Origin of the sequence: Enterobacter nematophilus (assembly GCF_026344075.1) — a bacterium.
GTDB classification, from domain to species: domain Bacteria; phylum Pseudomonadota; class Gammaproteobacteria; order Enterobacterales; family Enterobacteriaceae; genus Enterobacter; species Enterobacter nematophilus.
The window spans coordinates 1,210,417-1,226,984 of the sequence record NZ_JAPKNE010000001.1; the positions used below are offsets into that span (position 1 = coordinate 1,210,417).

At 55.7% G+C, this 16,568-nt stretch carries 13 protein-coding genes; 4 read left to right on the forward strand and 9 right to left on the reverse strand.

The window, feature by feature from the left end; translation table 11 throughout:
- Positions 1 to 168 precede the first annotated feature (168 nt).
- The 3 genes from OSH03_RS05755 (at position 169) to OSH03_RS05765 (ending at position 3,897) form a co-directional block, all read left to right on the forward strand.
- Positions 169 to 2,124, forward strand: coding sequence for an alkyl/aryl-sulfatase (locus tag OSH03_RS05755; protein WP_266178515.1), 1,956 nt, complete (start codon positions 169 to 171; stop codon positions 2,122 to 2,124).
- Positions 2,125 to 2,186: 62 nt separating this feature from the next.
- Positions 2,187 to 3,110 carry a transporter gene (locus OSH03_RS05760; protein WP_151412745.1) on the forward strand — a complete coding sequence of 308 codons (924 nt, stop codon included), beginning with the start codon at positions 2,187 to 2,189 and terminating at the stop codon, positions 3,108 to 3,110.
- A 13-nt stretch (positions 3,111 to 3,123) separates the two neighbouring features.
- Entirely contained in the window at positions 3,124 to 3,897 is a 774-nt protein-coding gene (locus tag OSH03_RS05765; RefSeq protein ID WP_266178516.1) for a hypothetical protein, read from the forward strand.
- Between the two features lie 85 nt (positions 3,898 to 3,982).
- Here the strand turns inward: OSH03_RS05765 and sucD are convergent, their stop codons facing one another.
- The 8 genes from sucD to sdhC form a co-directional block, all read right to left on the reverse strand.
- The gene (gene sucD / locus OSH03_RS05770; RefSeq protein ID WP_008501094.1) at positions 3,983 to 4,852 is read right to left on the reverse strand and encodes a succinate--CoA ligase subunit alpha; all 870 of its coding nucleotides are present in this window, start codon (positions 4,850 to 4,852) and stop codon (positions 3,983 to 3,985) included.
- Positions 4,852 to 6,018, reverse strand: coding sequence for an ADP-forming succinate--CoA ligase subunit beta (sucC, locus tag OSH03_RS05775; RefSeq protein ID WP_059355295.1), 1,167 nt, complete (start codon positions 6,016 to 6,018; stop codon positions 4,852 to 4,854). Before sucC ends, sucD begins: the two co-directional genes overlap by 1 nt.
- A gap of 94 nt (positions 6,019 to 6,112) precedes the next feature.
- Positions 6,113 to 7,333 carry a 2-oxoglutarate dehydrogenase complex dihydrolipoyllysine-residue succinyltransferase gene (odhB, locus tag OSH03_RS05780; protein ID WP_041910762.1) on the reverse strand — a complete coding sequence of 407 codons (1,221 nt, stop codon included), beginning with the start codon at positions 7,331 to 7,333 and terminating at the stop codon, positions 6,113 to 6,115.
- 14 nt (positions 7,334 to 7,347) lie between these two features.
- Positions 7,348 to 10,155 carry a 2-oxoglutarate dehydrogenase E1 component gene (sucA, locus tag OSH03_RS05785; protein ID WP_061098851.1) on the reverse strand — a complete coding sequence of 936 codons (2,808 nt, stop codon included), beginning with the start codon at positions 10,153 to 10,155 and terminating at the stop codon, positions 7,348 to 7,350.
- 344 nt (positions 10,156 to 10,499) lie between these two features.
- Complete coding sequence (sdhB, locus tag OSH03_RS05790; protein WP_008501090.1) at positions 10,500 to 11,216, reverse strand: succinate dehydrogenase iron-sulfur subunit SdhB; 717 nt, start codon at positions 11,214 to 11,216, stop codon at positions 10,500 to 10,502.
- A 15-nt stretch (positions 11,217 to 11,231) separates the two neighbouring features.
- Positions 11,232 to 12,998, reverse strand: coding sequence for a succinate dehydrogenase flavoprotein subunit (gene sdhA / locus OSH03_RS05795; protein ID WP_059355294.1), 1,767 nt, complete (start codon positions 12,996 to 12,998; stop codon positions 11,232 to 11,234).
- Positions 12,998 to 13,345, reverse strand: a complete 348-nt coding sequence (sdhD, locus tag OSH03_RS05800) for a succinate dehydrogenase membrane anchor subunit (RefSeq protein ID WP_008501088.1) — start codon at positions 13,343 to 13,345, stop codon at positions 12,998 to 13,000. The genes sdhA and sdhD overlap by 1 nt, the downstream gene beginning before the upstream one ends.
- Positions 13,339 to 13,743 (reverse strand): succinate dehydrogenase cytochrome b556 subunit, encoded by a 405-nt coding sequence (gene sdhC, locus OSH03_RS05805; protein WP_026080740.1) that lies wholly within the window; start codon positions 13,741 to 13,743, stop codon positions 13,339 to 13,341. Before sdhC ends, sdhD begins: the two co-directional genes overlap by 7 nt.
- Positions 13,744 to 14,381: 638 nt before the next feature.
- Between sdhC and OSH03_RS05810 the strand changes: the two genes are divergently transcribed.
- Complete coding sequence (locus OSH03_RS05810; RefSeq protein WP_047347070.1) at positions 14,382 to 15,665, forward strand: citrate synthase; 1,284 nt, start codon at positions 14,382 to 14,384, stop codon at positions 15,663 to 15,665.
- A gap of 85 nt (positions 15,666 to 15,750) precedes the next feature.
- On the opposite strand, the gene nei is transcribed toward OSH03_RS05810, so the two are convergent.
- A complete protein-coding gene (gene nei / locus OSH03_RS05815) occupies positions 15,751 to 16,557 on the reverse strand; it encodes an endonuclease VIII (protein ID WP_266178517.1) in 807 nt (268 codons plus the stop codon).
- Positions 16,558 to 16,568: the final 11 nt, after the last annotated feature.

Genomic DNA, 16,568 nt, shown 5'->3' on the forward strand with positions numbered 1-16,568 from the left:
TACCCCTTATCAACGCTGGCTCTGCGTCATTCATTCACTCAAGAGATGAATTGCCAAACTTTCGTTTTCTTTCCGCACAGTTCATACTACTCGCGGATATAATTTCTCTTTTCCGGTTTCGTTATGCCTCATTCTTGGCGTGGTCTTTTACACAAAGGGATTCAGGCTATGAAACTCAAGAAAATTGCTTTCCTCATGCTCACCCTGGCGGCATCTGCGCAGGCCTGCGCAACCGGCGTCGCCCCCTCCGCCTCTGCCTACACCCGTGAATATAACGCGGCGATGTATCAGAAGCTCAACTTCGATGACAAGCGCGATATCGAAGATGCAAAACGGGGATTTATCGCCACCATAAATCCTTTGATCATAAAAAACGACAATGGAAAAACCGTTGTTAACCTTGAGAACTGGTCATTTTTAAAAGGCGAAGCGCCCGATACCGTTAACCCTTCCCTCTGGCGCCACGCACAGCTGAATAATATTAACGGTCTCTTTAAGGTTACCGATCGCGTATATCAAATACGCGGTATCGATGTTTCAAACATGACCATCATAGAAGGGGATAGCGGATTAATTATCATCGACCCACTGGTTATTCCCGAGTCAGCACGTGCCGGGCTGGAGCTTTATTATCAGCATCGGTCCAAAAAGCCGGTTGTCGCGGTGATTTATTCCCATAGCCATCTCGACCATTTCGGCGGCGTCAAAGGCGTAGCGTCCGAAACGGATGTTAAGAGCGGCAAAGTCAAAATATACGCGCCGGAAGGGTTTATGGAAGAAGCCGCCAGCGAAAACTTCCTGGCCGGTAACGCGATGAGTCGCCGCGCGCTTTATATGTACGCGATGATGGTCAAACCGAGCGCTGTGGGCCACGTGGACAACGGGATCGGTAAAACTATCGCCACCAGCAAAAACACGCTCATCGCCCCCACCAATATCATCAGCCAGCCAGAGCAGCGCGTAATGATTGATGGTGTTGAGGTGAACTTTATTCTCGCGCCGGGCACCGAGGCACCATCGGAAATGATGATGTGGTTCCCGCAGTTCAAAGTGTTTGATGGCTCCGAACTCTTCAACGCCACGATGCACAACCTGTACACCCTGCGCGGTGCAAAAGTCCGCAGCGCCGTTAACTGGTGGAAGGCGCTGGATAAAGCGCTGGTGAAATATGGCGATAAGGCAGAGATCGCGCTCAGCCAGCATCTGTGGCCCGTCTGGGATAATGCGCGGGTGAAAGATTACATCGCTGCCCAGCGCGACATGTACAAATACATCAACGACCAGTCGCTGAACCTCATCAACAAAGGCTACAGCATGGATGAAGTGGCTGAAAAACTCACCCTGCCGGACAGCATCGGCAAACGCTGGTTCAACCGGGGCTACTACGGCTCGCTCAGCCATAACGCCAAAGCGATGTATATGTATTACATGGGCTGGTATGACAGCAACCCTGCCAACCTGCACCCGCTACCAGAGAAAGAGGCCGCCCCGAGATACGTTCGCCTGATGGGGGGCGAGAAGAAGGTTTATCAGCAGGCAAAACAGGCGGCGGACAGCGGGAATTATCGCTGGGCGGCGCAGCTGCTCAATCATCTTATTTTCGCCAATCCTGACAACAAGCAGGCGAAAGATCTGCAGGCGGAAATCTTTACGCAGCTGGGCTATCAAAGCGAAAACGCCATCTGGCGCAACGAATACCTCAGCGGAGCGAAGGAGCTTCGTGATGGCGTTCCTGTCCTGCCGGTCGCCAGTACGCTGGATAGCGATTTAACCGCCAGTATCGAACCTGGCACCCTGCTTGATTATATGGGCGTGACGTTAAACGGTCCGAAAGCGAACGGCAAAACCCTTCGTTTCAACTGGACGCTGCCAGAGGGCGACACCTACGGCGTGGAGCTCAATAACAGCGTAATTATCTATCACAAAGGGCTGCCGTTTACCGATGCGGCATTCAGCCTCAAAGCCAATGTCGTCGACGTGGCGCGGCTAATCAGCCACACCGTTCCCGTGGATAAAATCCTCGGTGACGGCACGGTATCTCTGAAGGGTAACCCGCAGAAGCTGGACGAATTACTCGGGCTACTGGATGTCTTCCCGCAGATGTTCAATATCGTCACCCCTTAAACTCTGACGGCTCCCGGCTTAAGCGGGCGGGAGCCGTGCGCCTAAAATAACAGGAGGGCTTTATGCGAAGCTCTGAGCGTAACCTTTTGGTCGCCATTATTGTTTTGATAGTGGGAATGCTGCTCGTCTTATTGCCGGTCTACGTGCGCGCCGATAATGCCCGCGACTGGCAAAACATGCCAAAAGATAAAAACCTGATTTTCGGTTACTACAGTAATATTCATACCAACACATCCATTGACAGCGCACTGCCCGTGGACGGCGCGAGCGTCGATGCCGATCTCTACCTGCTGCGCTATGCCCGCTCTTTTGATATTGACGGGCGAATATCGGCGATACAAATCATTCAACCTTACGCCAGCGTGACGGCCTCACTCGATAACGCCCGTTATTTCACCGGATCGTTAAGCCATGAAAATCTCGGCGATACGCAGGTTATTTTTGCCCATAACCTGTTTGGTGCCCCCGCGCTAAGCGAAGAGGAGTTTCGCCGCTGGCAGCCTGAAATGTTTCTCAGCGCCGCCATGTGGCTAACGTTACCGACCGGCGACTATGACAGCGGCAATACGATCAATATCGGCGCGAACCGCTGGTCGTTTAAACCCGAGCTGGCGTTTGGTTTACCCCTTGGCCCAACCTGGCTGGAGCTAAACAGCTGGGTAAGTTTTTACACCGACAATAAAGACTATCAGCAAAACAGCCGCCTTGAGCAGCGCCCGCTCTATGCGCTGGAAGGCCACTGGAGCTACACCCTCTCCCCCGCGCTGTGGCTGTCATTAGACGGAAGCTGGGCAAAAGGAGGTGAAACGCGCGTCGATGGCCAGCTACAGGACGATGAGCAGGAAAACGTGCTGCTGGGCGGCTCCGTCGGCTTTATGCTGAGCCCCCACCTCGGCGGAATGGTCGCTTACACCGATACAGCCAAACACCGGGATGCCTCACCTGACATCACAACGTGGACCTTCAGGCTCCAGTATTTCTGGTAAGGAGACGACGCCAATGCGCTGTATGACATTGTTTATCGCGCTACTGGGCGCGTTGCCAGCGCTGAGCCTGGCGGAGGAGACGGATGCAGTAGAAAAAGCCACCAATCCGTTACATCTTTCCACTTCCATCGCGCTTCAGGACTATTACACCCCGGAGCTTTACGGTAGCGATCAGCACACTAACGATACCCTGCTGCGCGCAACCGTGCCGATTGCCGCTAACGACTGGGTGCCCGTGCCGCAGATTCTTCGGATGACCGCCCCGCTGGCTACCCGTCCCCAGCCCGGCAGCGGCTACAGCACCGGGTTAGGTGATATCAATCTGTTCGATATTTTTCTGCTTAAACAGGACGGGGTTAAAATCGGCGTCGGCCCGCTAATCACGGCCTCTTCCGCCTCGGAAGACGAACTGGGAAGCGGCAAATGGCAGGCGGGACTATCCGCTGTCGCCATCAAATCCAACCCCAGATGGATGGCGGGCACGCTGGTGCAGTGGCAAAAAAGTTTTGCGGGGGATGGCGAACGCGATGACGTAGAAACGGGTACGTTTCAGCCCATCGTGGTCTATAAGTTGCCAAAAGGCTGGTATTTACGCACCTCCGGCATCTGGACCTGGAATATGAAAAGTGACGATTATTACATCCCACTCGGTTTTGGCGGCGGACGCGCCTGGGCGATGGGCGATAAAGTAATGAGCGCTTTTATAGAGCCGCAATGGACCGTGGCGCATAAAGGGGACTATTTACCGGAGTTCACCCTGTTCGCAGGTGTCAGTATCATAATGTAAAAAAAAGGCCGCTTTACAGCGGCCAACCATGTCGAAACGGACATTTTTATACTTCATCGCTCCCCATTCGGGGAGCAGAGAGGACTTACTTAATGATGGATTTCAGTGCTTCGCCGATATCCGCCAGGCTGCGAACGGTTTTCACGCCCGCAGCTTCCAGCGCTGCGAATTTCTCATCAGCCGTACCTTTACCGCCGGCGATGATCGCGCCTGCGTGACCCATACGCTTGCCTTTCGGCGCGGTCACACCCGCGATGTAACCGACAACAGGCTTGGTTACGTGTTCTTTGATATAAGCAGCCGCCTCTTCTTCCGCGCTACCGCCGATCTCACCGATCATCACGATCGCTTCGGTCTGTGGATCTTCCTGGAACAGCTTCAGGATGTCGATGAAGTTAGAGCCCGGGATCGGGTCACCGCCGATGCCCACGCAGGTGGACTGGCCGAAACCGTAATCGGTGGTCTGCTTAACCGCTTCATAGGTCAGCGTACCGGAACGGGACACGATGCCCACTTTGCCCGGCTTGTGAATGTGGCCCGGCATGATGCCGATTTTGCATTCGCCCGGGGTGATAACGCCTGGGCAGTTCGGGCCGATCATGCGCACGCCTGCTTCGTCCAGCTTCACCTTCACGGTCAGCATATCCAGGGTCGGGATGCCTTCGGTGATGGTGATGATCAGTTTGATGCCTGCGTCGATCGCTTCCAGAATGGAGTCTTTGCAGAACGGTGCCGGTACGTAGATAACGGTCGCGGTTGCTCCCGTCGCTTCTACCGCTTCACGCACGGTGTTGAACACCGGCAGGCCGAGGTGCGTGGTGCCGCCTTTACCTGGCGTTACGCCGCCAACCATCTGCGTGCCGTAGGCAATCGCCTGTTCGGAGTGGAAAGTCCCCTGGCTACCGGTGAAGCCCTGGCAGATAACCTTGGTATCTTTATTGATTAAAACTGACATTATTTCCCCTCCACTGCGGCAACAACCTGCTGAGCTGCATCCGTCAGACTTTTCGCTGCAATAATATTCAGGCCGCTGTCAGCCAGTTTTTTCGCGCCGAGTTCAGCGTTGTTACCTTCCAGACGCACAACCACCGGAACGTTAACACCCACTTCTTCTACCGCACCGATGATGCCGTCAGCAATCAGGTCGCAACGGACGATGCCGCCGAAGATGTTAACCAGTACCGCTTTAACGTTGTCGTCAGAGAGGATGATTTTGAACGCTTCGGTTACGCGCTCTTTGGTGGCGCCACCGCCAACGTCGAGGAAGTTTGCTGGCTCACCGCCGTGCAGCTTAACGATGTCCATGGTGCCCATTGCCAGGCCCGCACCGTTAACCATGCAGCCGATGTTGCCGTCCAGCGCGACGTAGTTCAGCTCCCACTGAGCAGCCTGCGCTTCACGCGGGTCTTCCTGAGACTGGTCGCGCATTTCGCGCAGATCCGACTGGCGGAACAGCGCGTTGCCGTCAGCGCCCAGCTTGCCGTCGAGGCAGATCAGGTCGCCCTGGGTGGTGATCACCAGCGGGTTGATCTCGATCAGCGCCAGGTCGCGCTCCAGGAAGATAGTCGCCAGACCCATGAAGATCTTGGTGAACTGCTGAACCAGCTTACCTTCCAGGCCCAGTTTGAACGCCAGCTCGCGACCCTGGTAAGGCATTGGGCCCGCCAGCGGATCGATTGCCACTTTGTGGATCAGGTGCGGGGTCTCTTCCGCCACTTTTTCAATTTCCACGCCGCCTTCGGTAGACGCCATGAACACCACGCGACGGGAGCTACGGTCAACAACCGCGCCCAGGTACAGTTCTTTCGCGATGTCGGTCGCCGCTTCCACCAGGATCTGGTTAACCGGCTGGCCGTTCGCATCTGTCTGGTAGGTCACCAGACGCTTGCCGAGCCAATGTTCAGCAAACGCACGAATCTCTTCTTTGCTCTTAACAACCTTCACACCGCCCGCTTTACCACGGCCACCAGCGTGAACCTGACATTTAACTACCCACGGGCCGGAACCGATTTTAGATGCGGCTTCTTCTGCTTCACGCGGGGTAGTACAGGCATAACCCACCGGAGCCGGTAAGCCATACCGGGCAAACAGCTGTTTGGCCTGATATTCATGTAAGTTCATGTGTTCTATCCATCCTTCAGGGTAATCGTTATCTTCAAACCTGTAGACCGGCGCAGCGTGTGCCGGCCTACGGGGCAGGTGATGCTAAAAGTGACTAGACGTCCAGCAGCAGGCGCGTTGGATCTTCCAGCAGCTCTTTAATGGCAACCAGGAAGCCCACGGACTCGCGGCCGTCGATCAGGCGGTGATCGTAAGAGAGCGCCAGGTACATCATCGGCAGGATCTCTACTTTACCGTCTACCGCCATCGGGCGATCTTTAATGGCGTGCATACCCAGGATCGCGCTCTGCGGCGGGTTAATGATCGGGGTAGACATCAGCGAGCCGAATACGCCGCCGTTGGTAATGGTGAAGTTACCGCCGGTCAGGTCGTCTACGGTCAGCTTGCCGTCGCGGCCTTTAACAGCCAGCTCTTTAATGTTTTTCTCGATGTCAGCCATACCCAGGGTATCCACATCACGCAGTACCGGGGTCACCAGGCCGCGTGGGGTAGAAACCGCCATGCTGACGTCGAAGTAGTTGTGGTAAACCACGTCATCGCCATCGATGGACGCGTTCACTTCCGGGTAGCGTTTCAGCGCTTCAACCACCGCCTTCACGTAGAAGGACATAAAGCCCAGACGGATACCGTGACGTTTTTCAAACGCGTCACCGTACTGCTTACGCAGGTCCATGATTGGCTTCATGTTGACTTCGTTGAAGGTGGTCAGCATCGCGGTGGAGTTTTTCGCTTCCAGCAGACGCTCGGCCACGCGCTTACGCAGGCGCGTCATCGGTACGCGTTTTTCGCTGCGGGCACCCAGAGCAGGCTGAGCTGCCGGCGCGGCCACAGGGGCTTTCGCTTCTGCCTGAGCAGGCGCTTTCGCCAGGTGTTTGTCGATGTCTTCACGCGTCAGACGACCGCCCACACCGGTGCCTTTGATGGCTGCCGGGTCAAGGCTGTGTTCAGCCAGCAGGCGACGGATCGCCGGGCTGAGGGCGTCGTTAGACTGTTCTTCCAGAGAAGCCTGCTGGCGCTGAGCCGGCGTAGAGGCTTTCTCTTCAGACTTGGCGCTGGACTCTTTGCCCGCGCTGTTGCCTTCACGCAGGCGACCCAGGATCTGACGAGAGGTAACGGTGGTGCCTTCATCTTCCAGCACCGCGTCCAGAACGCCATCCGCCGAAGCCGGTACTTCCAGTACCACTTTGTCAGTTTCGATTTCTACCAGCACTTCATCGCGCTTAACGGCATCGCCTGGTTTTTTGTGCCAGGTAGCGACGGTCGCATCTGCTACGGATTCAGGCAGGTCGGGAACAAGAATATCTACGCTACTCATTTTGTATCCTTTAATTAATCGACGTTCAGCGCGTCATTGACCAGATCTTGTTGCTGCTTCTGGTGAACGGACATATACCCTACCGCCGGAGAGGCGGAGGCCGGGCGACCTGCATAGCGCAGGGCTGACCCAAATGGAATCACTTCACGGAAATGATGCTGGCTGCAGTACCATGCGCCCTGGTTGAGCGGCTCTTCCTGGCACCAGACAAAATCATGTACGTGAGCGTACTGTTTCAGCACTTCCTGCATCGCCTGATGCGGGAACGGATAAAGCTGTTCGATACGCACGATGGCGACATCTTTCTGATCGTTCTTACGGCGCTGTTCCAGCAGGTCGTAATAAACCTTACCAGAACACATCACCACACGCTTCACGGCCTGCGGATCCAGCTCGTCAATTTCACCGATGGCCGGCAGGAAGGTGCCGTTCGCCAGCTCTTCCAGGCTGGAGACCGCCAGCGGATGACGCAGCAGGGATTTCGGCGACATTACCACCAGCGGACGGCGCATACCGCGCAGCGCCTGACGACGCAGCATGTGGTACACCTGAGCCGGGGTGGACGGCACGCAGACCTGCATGTTCTGCTCGGCGCAGAGCTGCAGATAACGTTCCAGACGCGCGGAGGAGTGCTCCGGACCCTGGCCTTCATAGCCGTGCGGCAGGAGCATCACCAGGCCACACATGCGGCCCCACTTCTGCTCGCCGGAGGAGATGAACTGGTCGATAACCACCTGCGCACCGTTGGCGAAGTCACCGAACTGCGCTTCCCAGATGGTCAGGGTGCGCGGTTCCGCCGTGGCGTAGCCGTATTCGAATGCCAGGACCGCTTCTTCAGACAGCACGGAGTCCCAGACCTTGAACTGGCCCTGACCGTTATGCACGTGCTGCAGCGGGGTGTAGGTTGAACCGTTAGACTGGTTGTGAACCACCGCGTGGCGGTGGAAGAAGGTGCCGCGGCCCGCATCTTCACCGGACAGACGAACAGGAATACCTTCGTCAACCAGCGTTGCGTAAGCCAGCGTTTCCGCGCCGCCCCAGTCGAACAGCTTCTCGCCTGCCGCCATGGACTGACGGTCAGCGTAGATTTTCGCCACGCGAGACTGCATCTCGATAGCGTCCGGCACGGTGCTGATGCGTTTAGCCAGCTCCTGCAGGCGCTTCATCTCAACCTTGTTCGGGTAGCTCTCATCCCACTCGTGGTTGAGGTACGGCGACCAGGTAAAGGAGTGCATGTTCATCGGGCGCAGCTCTTTCACCACGCATTCACCCGCGTCCAGCGCGTCGCGGTAGAGGTTGACCATTTCGGTCGCGTCTTCCAGCGTCGCCACTTTGTCGCTTTCCAGCTTGTCAGCATAGATTTTTCGCGGCGTCGGGTGTTTTTTGATTTTCTGGTACATCAGCGGCTGGGTTGCACTTGGCTCATCCGCTTCGTTGTGGCCGTGACGGCGGTAGCAGAAGAGGTCAATGAACACATCGCGTTTGAAGGTGTTACGGAAGTCCAGCGCCAGACGGGTAACGAACGCCACGGCTTCAGGGTCATCCGCGTTAACGTGGAAGATCGGCGCCTGCACCATCTTACCGATGTCGGTGCAGTATGGCGTAGAACGCGCATCCAGCGGGTTAGAGGTGGTGAAGCCCACCTGGTTGTTGATCACGATGCGAACGGTACCGCCCACTTCGTAACCACGCGCTTTCGACATGTTCAGGGTTTCCTGAACCACGCCCTGCCCTGTGACCGCCGCATCGCCGTGGATGGTGATTGGCAGCACTTTGTTACTGCTCGGCTCGTCCAGACGATCCAGACGCGCGCGCACGGAGCCGATAACCACCGGGCTGACGATTTCCAGGTGCGACGGGTTAAACGCCAGCGCCAGGTGAACCAGACCGCCTTCGGTTTCGATATCCGACGAGAAGCCCATGTGGTACTTCACGTCGCCGGTGCCGAGGTGTTCTTTATGTTTGCCCGCGAATTCGTCGAACAGGTCCTGCGGTTTTTTACCCAGCACGTTGACCAGCACGTTCAGACGACCACGGTGCGCCATGCCGAGCACCACTTCACGGGTGCCGCTCTTGCCTGCATGGCGAATCAGCTCTTTCAGCATCGGCACCAGCGCGTCGCCGCCTTCCAGCGAGAAGCGTTTTGCGCCCGGGAACTTCGCGCCCAGATAGCGCTCAAGCCCTTCCGCTGCGGTCAGTTCGTTAAGGAAGCGTTTTTTCTCGTCAGCCGAGAAGGTCGCGTGGCCCGCTACGGATTCGATGCGCTGCTGGATCCAGCGTTTCTCTTCGGTAGAGGTAATGTGCATATATTCCGCGCCGATGGAGCCGCAGTAGGTTTGCTTGAGCGCGTCAATCAGATCGCCCAGCTTCATCGTGTCTTTGCCGATGGCAAAGGAACCTACGTTAAAGCTTTCCTGGAAATCGGCCTCGGTCAGATCGTGATACGCCGGATCGAGATCGGCCACACGTTCCTGCTGCCACAGTCCCAGCGGATCGAGATTCGCATGCTGGTGACCGCGGAAGCGATAAGCGTTGATAAGCTGCAGGACTTTAACCTGCTTCGCATTGGTGTCAGGGTCGGAAATCGCAGAAGAGTAACGTGAGGCATCCTTCGCCAGACGACGGAAATAATCACGTGTTTTGGAATGGAATTGATCCGGTTTGACCCCTGTACCAGGCAACTGCTGGAACATGGAACGCCAGTTTGCGTCCACTGAGTCAGGATCGGTTAAGAAGTCTTCATAGAGCTGTTCTATCCAGCTCTGGTTGGCACCAGAGAGGTAAGAAGAGTCCAGCCAGGCTTTCATTGCGCCGTTCTGCATCGTGATCCCTTAAGCATTTTTATGCTTACTTTCGCCGTAGAAACTACCACGCACACCGCGTGTACGTGCCGGGGTTCACCTGCGAGCTCTTTGTGGCCCGCGAAGGAACCTTTAGAAACTGTCTAAATAATCTTCGTCGTTCCGGCTGCGACTGCGTTGCGGCTTTCACTCACCCCAGTCACATAGTTCACTATGCTCCTGGGGATTCGTTCAACCGCGCCTTGTCTCGCGCTGAACGTCTCGATTATTTACTTAACTGGCAGTTTTTAAAGGTTTCTGCAATCTGTTCCCTCTCCCTTTGGGAGAGGGTTAGGGTGAGGGGAACTGCGCTCCCCTCTCACTACTTACGCACTGCGCTGCAGCAGCATCGACTTAATATGGCCGATGGCGCGCGTCGGGTTCAGCCCCTTCGGACACACACTGACGCAGTTCATGATGCTATGGCAGCGGAATACGCTGAAAGCGTCACTCAGTCCTTCCAGACGGCTGTCGGTTTCGGTGTCGCGGCTATCGATCAGGAAGCGATAGGCAGCCAGCAGACCGGCCGGGCCGATAAACTTGTCCGGGTTCCACCAGAACGACGGGCAGGACGTTGAACAACATGCACAGAGAATACACTCGTACAACCCATCGAGTTTTTCACGCTGCTCAGGAGACTGTAAGTGCTCGCGAGCGGGTGGATTTTGCCCATTATTCAATAAGTAAGGCTTAATCTTCTCATACTGTGCATAGAATTGTCCCATGTCTACCACCAAATCACGCACGACCGGCAGGCCTGGCAGAGGACGGATGACAATTTTCTGACCGGGACGCTGCAGCGCTGAAATTGGCGTAATGCAGGCCAGGCCATTTTTGCCGTTCATGTTCACGCCGTCAGAGCCACACACCCCTTCACGGCAGGAGCGGCGGAACGACAGCGTAGGATCTTTTTCTTTCAGCTGGATTAAGGCATCCAGCAGCATCATGTCGCGACCTTCTTCCGCTTCCAGGGTGTAGTCCTGCATGCGCGGAGCATCGTCTACATCCGGGTTATAACGATAAACTGAGAATTCGAGTTTCATTATCCTGTCTCCGCATTAGTAAGTACGAATCTTCGGCGGGAACGCCGGACGCAGTTTCGGTTCCATGTTGACGTTACGACGCGTCATGGTTTCCGACTCTGGCAGATACAGGGAATGGCACAGCCAGTTTTCATCGTCACGCTCCGGGAAGTCGAAGCGGCTATGCGCGCCACGGCTTTCGGTACGGAAGTTTGCCGACATCGCGGTCGCGAAGGCGGTTTCCATCAGGTTATCCAGCTCCAGGCACTCAACGCGCTGAGTGTTGAACTCGCTGGAGGTATCGTCCAGACGGGCATTTTTCAGACGCTCGCGGATCGCCTTCAGCTGCTCAAGCCCTTTGGCCATCGCGTCGCCTTCGCGGAATACCGAGAAGTTGTGCTGCATGCACTCCTGCAGCGCCTTACGGATTTCCACCGGATCTTCGCCGTTACGGTTACCGTTCCAGCGGTTGAGGCGCTCAAGAGAGGCATCAATTTCGTCGTCGGTGGCGTCACGCAGCGCGCCCTGCTCGGCAATGGATTCCTGCAGATGCAGACCCACTGCACGACCAAACACCACCAGGTCCAGCAGGGAGTTGCCGCCCAGACGGTTGGCGCCGTGTACGGATACGCAGGCAATTTCGCCTACCGCGAACAGGCCAGGGATAACCACGTCTTCGCCCTGCTCGTTCACGGTCAGCGCCTGACCGGTCACTTTGGTCGGAATACCGCCCATCATGTAGTGGCAGGTTGGGATAACCGGAATCGGCTCTTTCACCGGGTCGACGTGGGCGAAGGTGCGGGACAGCTCCAGAATGCCCGGCAGACGGGATTCCAGCACCTCTTTACCCAGATGGTCGAGCTTCAGCTTCGCGTGTGGACCCCATGGGCCATCGCAGCCGCGGCCTTCACGGATTTCGATCATGATGGAACGCGCCACCACGTCACGACCCGCCAGGTCTTTCGCATTCGGGGCATAACGCTCCATGAAGCGCTCGCCGTGTTTGTTCAGCAGGTAGCCGCCTTCACCGCGGCAGCCTTCCGTCACCAGAACGCCCGCACCGGCGATACCGGTTGGGTGGAACTGCCACATCTCCATATCCTGCACCGGCACGCCGGCGCGGATAGCCATACCGACGCCGTCACCGGTGTTGATGTGGGCGTTGGTGGTGGACTGGTAAATACGGCCTGCGCCGCCGGTCGCCAGCACGGTCGCGCGCGCTTTGAAGTAAACCACTTCACCGGTCTCGATGCACAGTGCGGTACAGCCAACGATCGCGCCATCGGCGTTTTTCACCAGATCCAGCGCATACCACTCGGAGAAGATGGTGGTGTGGTTTTTCAGGTTCTGCTGATACAGGGTGTGCAGCAGCGCGTGACCGGTACGGTCAGCCGCCGCCGCGGTACGTGCCGCCTGCTCGCCGCCGAAGTTTTTCGACTGGCCGCCAAACGGACGCTGATAGATGGTGCCATTTTCCAGACGGGAGAACGGCAGACCCATATGATCCAGCTCCAGAATCGCTTCCGGGCCGGTTTTACACATATATTCGATGGCGTCCTGGTCGCCGATGTAGTCGGAACCTTTTACCGTATCGTACATGTGCCATTCCCAGTTATCTTCGTGGGAGTTACCCAGCGCAACGGTAATACCGCCCTGCGCAGATACGGTGTGGGAACGGGTCGGGAACACTTTAGAGAGCAGCGCACAGGTCTGGCCGCTCTGGGAAATTTGCAGTGCGGCGCGCATACCTGCGCCACCCGCACCAATCACAACAGCATCAAATTCTCTGACTGGCAGTTTCATTACACACCCCACACCACAACAAATCCATAAATGACGTAAACCACCAGCGCAACAACAATAGCAAGCTGTAGCGGCAGGCGAATCGCCAGCGGTTTAACGTAATCGGTCAACACCTGCCACATGCCGATCCAGGCATGAATAAGGATGGAGAACAGCGCCAGCAGGGTGAACACTTTGGTGAAGGCCGATCCGAAGAAACCACTCCAGATTTCCCACGTCAGCGTGCCGCTGGTCGCGAAGAAACCGATCATGTAGATGATGTAAAGGGTGAGGACGATCGCGGTAGCGCGGACCAGAATGAAGTCATGTACGCCGTTGCGTCCTAATGCGGAGGCGTTGCTTACCATACGAGAACTCCTGCGAGAAGTGAAAGCACGACAGTGATCACAAATGAAATGTTAGCGGTACGTTTCCCGGCCTCGAATGTCTCTTCCAGGTAGCCAAAGTCCATCAGCATATGGCGAACGCCGCCAACGACGTGATAGGCCAGCGCGGTGAGAATGCCCCACATGATGAATTTCACGAAGAAGCTGTTCATGATGGCAGAGGCCTGGAGGAATCCTTCAGGGGAAGAGAGGCTGGTGCCCAGTAACCACAGCAAAATACCGACCGCCACAAACGTAATCACACCAGAAACACGGTGCAGAATGGACGCTATTGCTGTTACGGGGAACCGGATCGTTTTGAGATCCAGATTGACAGGTCTTTGTTTTTTCACATTTCTTATCATGAATAACGCCCACATGCTGTTCTTATTGTTTCCTTCCTCCGGACTGCGATGCGGGTCAAGCAGCGTTCCTTTTCTATAACTGCGCGTCATGCAAAACATTGCTTCCAGATGCTAAAACGACACGTTACAACGCTGGGTGGCTCGGGATTGCAGGGTGTTCCGGAGACCTGGCGGCAGTATAGGCCGTTCACAAAATCATTACAATTAACCTACATACAGTTTGTTGGGTTTTCTCTGGAACAGTGATCAGGGTCACGATAACAACATCTTTTTAATTTTTAATCATCTGATTTGACAAATGTTAAACAATATTGTTACAAACGTCATCAGAAAAGGCATATAATGCGCAAAAGTTATGAGGTCTCTCTTTCACCTGACAAATAGTTATGTAACAGTGTGATGGTATTGACCGAAGTTATCAGGACAGTTATTAGTGATATACAGGTTTGAATAATTCGGACTGCAAAAACGCTGATTTGCTGTTGTTTCACTGATATTTCATTCGTTTACCTGCAAGGCGCCATAGCTCTGTACCCTGGTTACTCCTCGTGAGCTGAGCGGTAAGCCAAATAACAATCTGGTAACGGTGATTAACAGCTGAATGCAAATCCGGTAAAAGCAGTCTTAAGCATAAGGCGCTAAGGAGACCGTAAATGGCTGATACAAAGGCAAAACTCACCCTAAATGGTGATGATGCTATTGAACTGGATGTGCTAAAAGGCACGCTCGGTCAGGATGTTATTGATATCCGTACGCTGGGTTCCAAAGGGGTATTTACCTTTGACCCTGGATTTACCTCTACCGCATCTTGCGAATCCAAAATCACCTACATTGACGGTGACGAAGGTATCCTGCTCCATCGCGGCTTCCCCATCGATCAGTTAGCCACCGAATCCAACTATCTGGAAGTGTGCTACATCCTGCTGAACGGCGAAAAGCCGACGCAGGCACAGTACGATGAATTCAAAACCACCGTAACCCGTCATACCATGATCCATGAGCAGATTACCCGTCTGTTCCATGCGTTCCGCCGTGACTCTCACCCGATGGCGGTGATGTGCGGGATTACCGGTGCGCTGGCGGCGTTCTACCACGACTCCCTTGACGTGAATAACCCGCGTCACCGTGATATCGCGGCGTTCCGCCTGCTGTCCAAAATGCCGACCATGGCGGCGATGTGCTACAAATACTCCATCGGCCAGCCGTTTGTGTACCCACGTAACGACCTCTCCTACGCCGGTAACTTCCTGCGCATGATGTTCTCCACGCCGTGCGAAGAGTACGAAGTGAACCCGGTGCTGGAACGCGCGATGGACCGTATTCTGATCCTGCACGCTGACCACGAACAGAACGCCTCGACCTCGACCGTCCGTACCGCAGGCTCTTCAGGCGCGAACCCGTTCGCCTGTATCGCTGCGGGCATCGCCTCCCTGTGGGGACCGGCGCACGGCGGCGCGAACGAAGCGGCGCTGAAGATGCTGGAAGAGATCAGCACCGTTGAGCACATTCCTGAATTCGTGCGTCGCGCGAAAGACAAGAATGACTCCTTCCGCCTGATGGGCTTCGGTCACCGTGTCTACAAAAACTATGACCCGCGCGCCACCGTTATGCGTGAGACCTGCCACGAAGTGCTGAAAGAGCTGGGTACCAAAGATGACCTGCTGGAAGTGGCGATGGAGCTGGAACACATCGCGTTGAACGACCCGTACTTCATCGAGAAGAAACTCTACCCGAACGTCGATTTCTACTCTGGCATTATTCTGAAAGCGATGGGTATTCCGTCCTCCATGTTCACCGTGATCTTCGCCATGGCGCGTACCGTGGGCTGGATTGCGCACTGGAACGAAATGCACAGCGAAGGCATGAAAATCGCCCGTCCTCGTCAGCTGTACACCGGCTACGAGCAGCGTGATTTTAAGTCTGACATTAAGCGCTAACAGAAGTTGGGTGCGGCCTGATGCCCTCACCCCGGCCCTCTCCCACAGGGAGAGGGTGAAAACATTAAAAACGGTAACCTCTGGGTTACCGTTTTTTGTTTAATTTCTGGCAGTGCGGGCACCAGTAAAAGGGTCTTGAGGAGAGCATCATCCTGTCGATAATCCCGCCGCACCGCTCGCACTTTTTCCCCGCCCGATGGAACACCTTGAACCGGAACAGCGCCCCGTGATGTTTGTTCTCATCCCCCAGGCCGCGCGTGTTGTACGACAGCCGCGGAATATCCAGCAGCGCGTGACACAGCGCGTCCAGCTGTTCATCGCTCAGCTGAGAGGCCTTGTGCTGCGGCGCAAGCCCCACTTCCCAAAGGATTTCCACCCGCAGATAGTTGCCTAATCCCGCCAGAAAAGCCTGATCGAGCAACAATCCGGAAAACTGCCGGTTACGGAATTTGGGGGATAACAGACGGGCTTTGACCTCGCTCGCCGTCAGGCGCATGTCCAGCACGTCCGGCCCGACGCGCTGAAGAAACGGATGCGTGAGCAACTGCTCCGGCGTTAACATTTCGATATCAGACGCGCTGTACAGCAGGATTGCTTTCTCGGCCGTTTGCAGCCTGACGCGCAGCACGCGAGTAGTTTGCGGCTGCTCGTCCGCATCGACTACGCGCCAGACTCCGTAAAGCTGGTTATGGCTATATAACGTCAGGTTATGGGAAAAGTGCGTGAGCAACGCTTTGCCCCGCGTTTCAATGTGGGTCACCGTCTGTCCCACCAGCTGTGATTCAAACGGCTTAAGCTGAGGAAAGGCAAACCAGACATCCGTCAGGGGTTTGCCCTTTATCGCCGCCTCCAGGCTATCCGCCGCGCGGCGGATCTCCGGACCTTCTGGCATGTTATTATCCT

What these genes read in the sequence shown, in the direction of transcription:
- OSH03_RS05810 (WP_047347070.1), top strand. Translation starts at nt 14,382, where the DNA reads ATGGCTGATACAAAGGCAAAACTCACCCTAAATGGTGATGATGCTATT.
- OSH03_RS05765 (WP_266178516.1), top strand. Translation starts at nt 3,124, where the DNA reads ATGCGCTGTATGACATTGTTTATCGCGCTACTGGGCGCGTTGCCAGCG.
- odhB (WP_041910762.1), bottom strand. Translation starts at nt 7,333, where the DNA reads ATGAGTAGCGTAGATATTCTTGTTCCCGACCTGCCTGAATCCGTAGCA.
- nei (WP_266178517.1), bottom strand. Translation starts at nt 16,557, where the DNA reads ATGCCAGAAGGTCCGGAGATCCGCCGCGCGGCGGATAGCCTGGAGGCG.
- sdhB (WP_008501090.1), bottom strand. Translation starts at nt 11,216, where the DNA reads ATGAAACTCGAATTCTCAGTTTATCGTTATAACCCGGATGTAGACGAT.
- OSH03_RS05760 (WP_151412745.1), top strand. Translation starts at nt 2,187, where the DNA reads ATGCGAAGCTCTGAGCGTAACCTTTTGGTCGCCATTATTGTTTTGATA.
- sdhC (WP_026080740.1), bottom strand. Translation starts at nt 13,743, where the DNA reads ATGTGGGCGTTATTCATGATAAGAAATGTGAAAAAACAAAGACCTGTC.
- sdhD (WP_008501088.1), bottom strand. Translation starts at nt 13,345, where the DNA reads ATGGTAAGCAACGCCTCCGCATTAGGACGCAACGGCGTACATGACTTC.
- OSH03_RS05755 (WP_266178515.1), top strand. Translation starts at nt 169, where the DNA reads ATGAAACTCAAGAAAATTGCTTTCCTCATGCTCACCCTGGCGGCATCT.
- sdhA (WP_059355294.1), bottom strand. Translation starts at nt 12,998, where the DNA reads ATGAAACTGCCAGTCAGAGAATTTGATGCTGTTGTGATTGGTGCGGGT.
- sucD (WP_008501094.1), bottom strand. Translation starts at nt 4,852, where the DNA reads ATGTCAGTTTTAATCAATAAAGATACCAAGGTTATCTGCCAGGGCTTC.
- sucA (WP_061098851.1), bottom strand. Translation starts at nt 10,155, where the DNA reads ATGCAGAACGGCGCAATGAAAGCCTGGCTGGACTCTTCTTACCTCTCT.
- sucC (WP_059355295.1), bottom strand. Translation starts at nt 6,018, where the DNA reads ATGAACTTACATGAATATCAGGCCAAACAGCTGTTTGCCCGGTATGGC.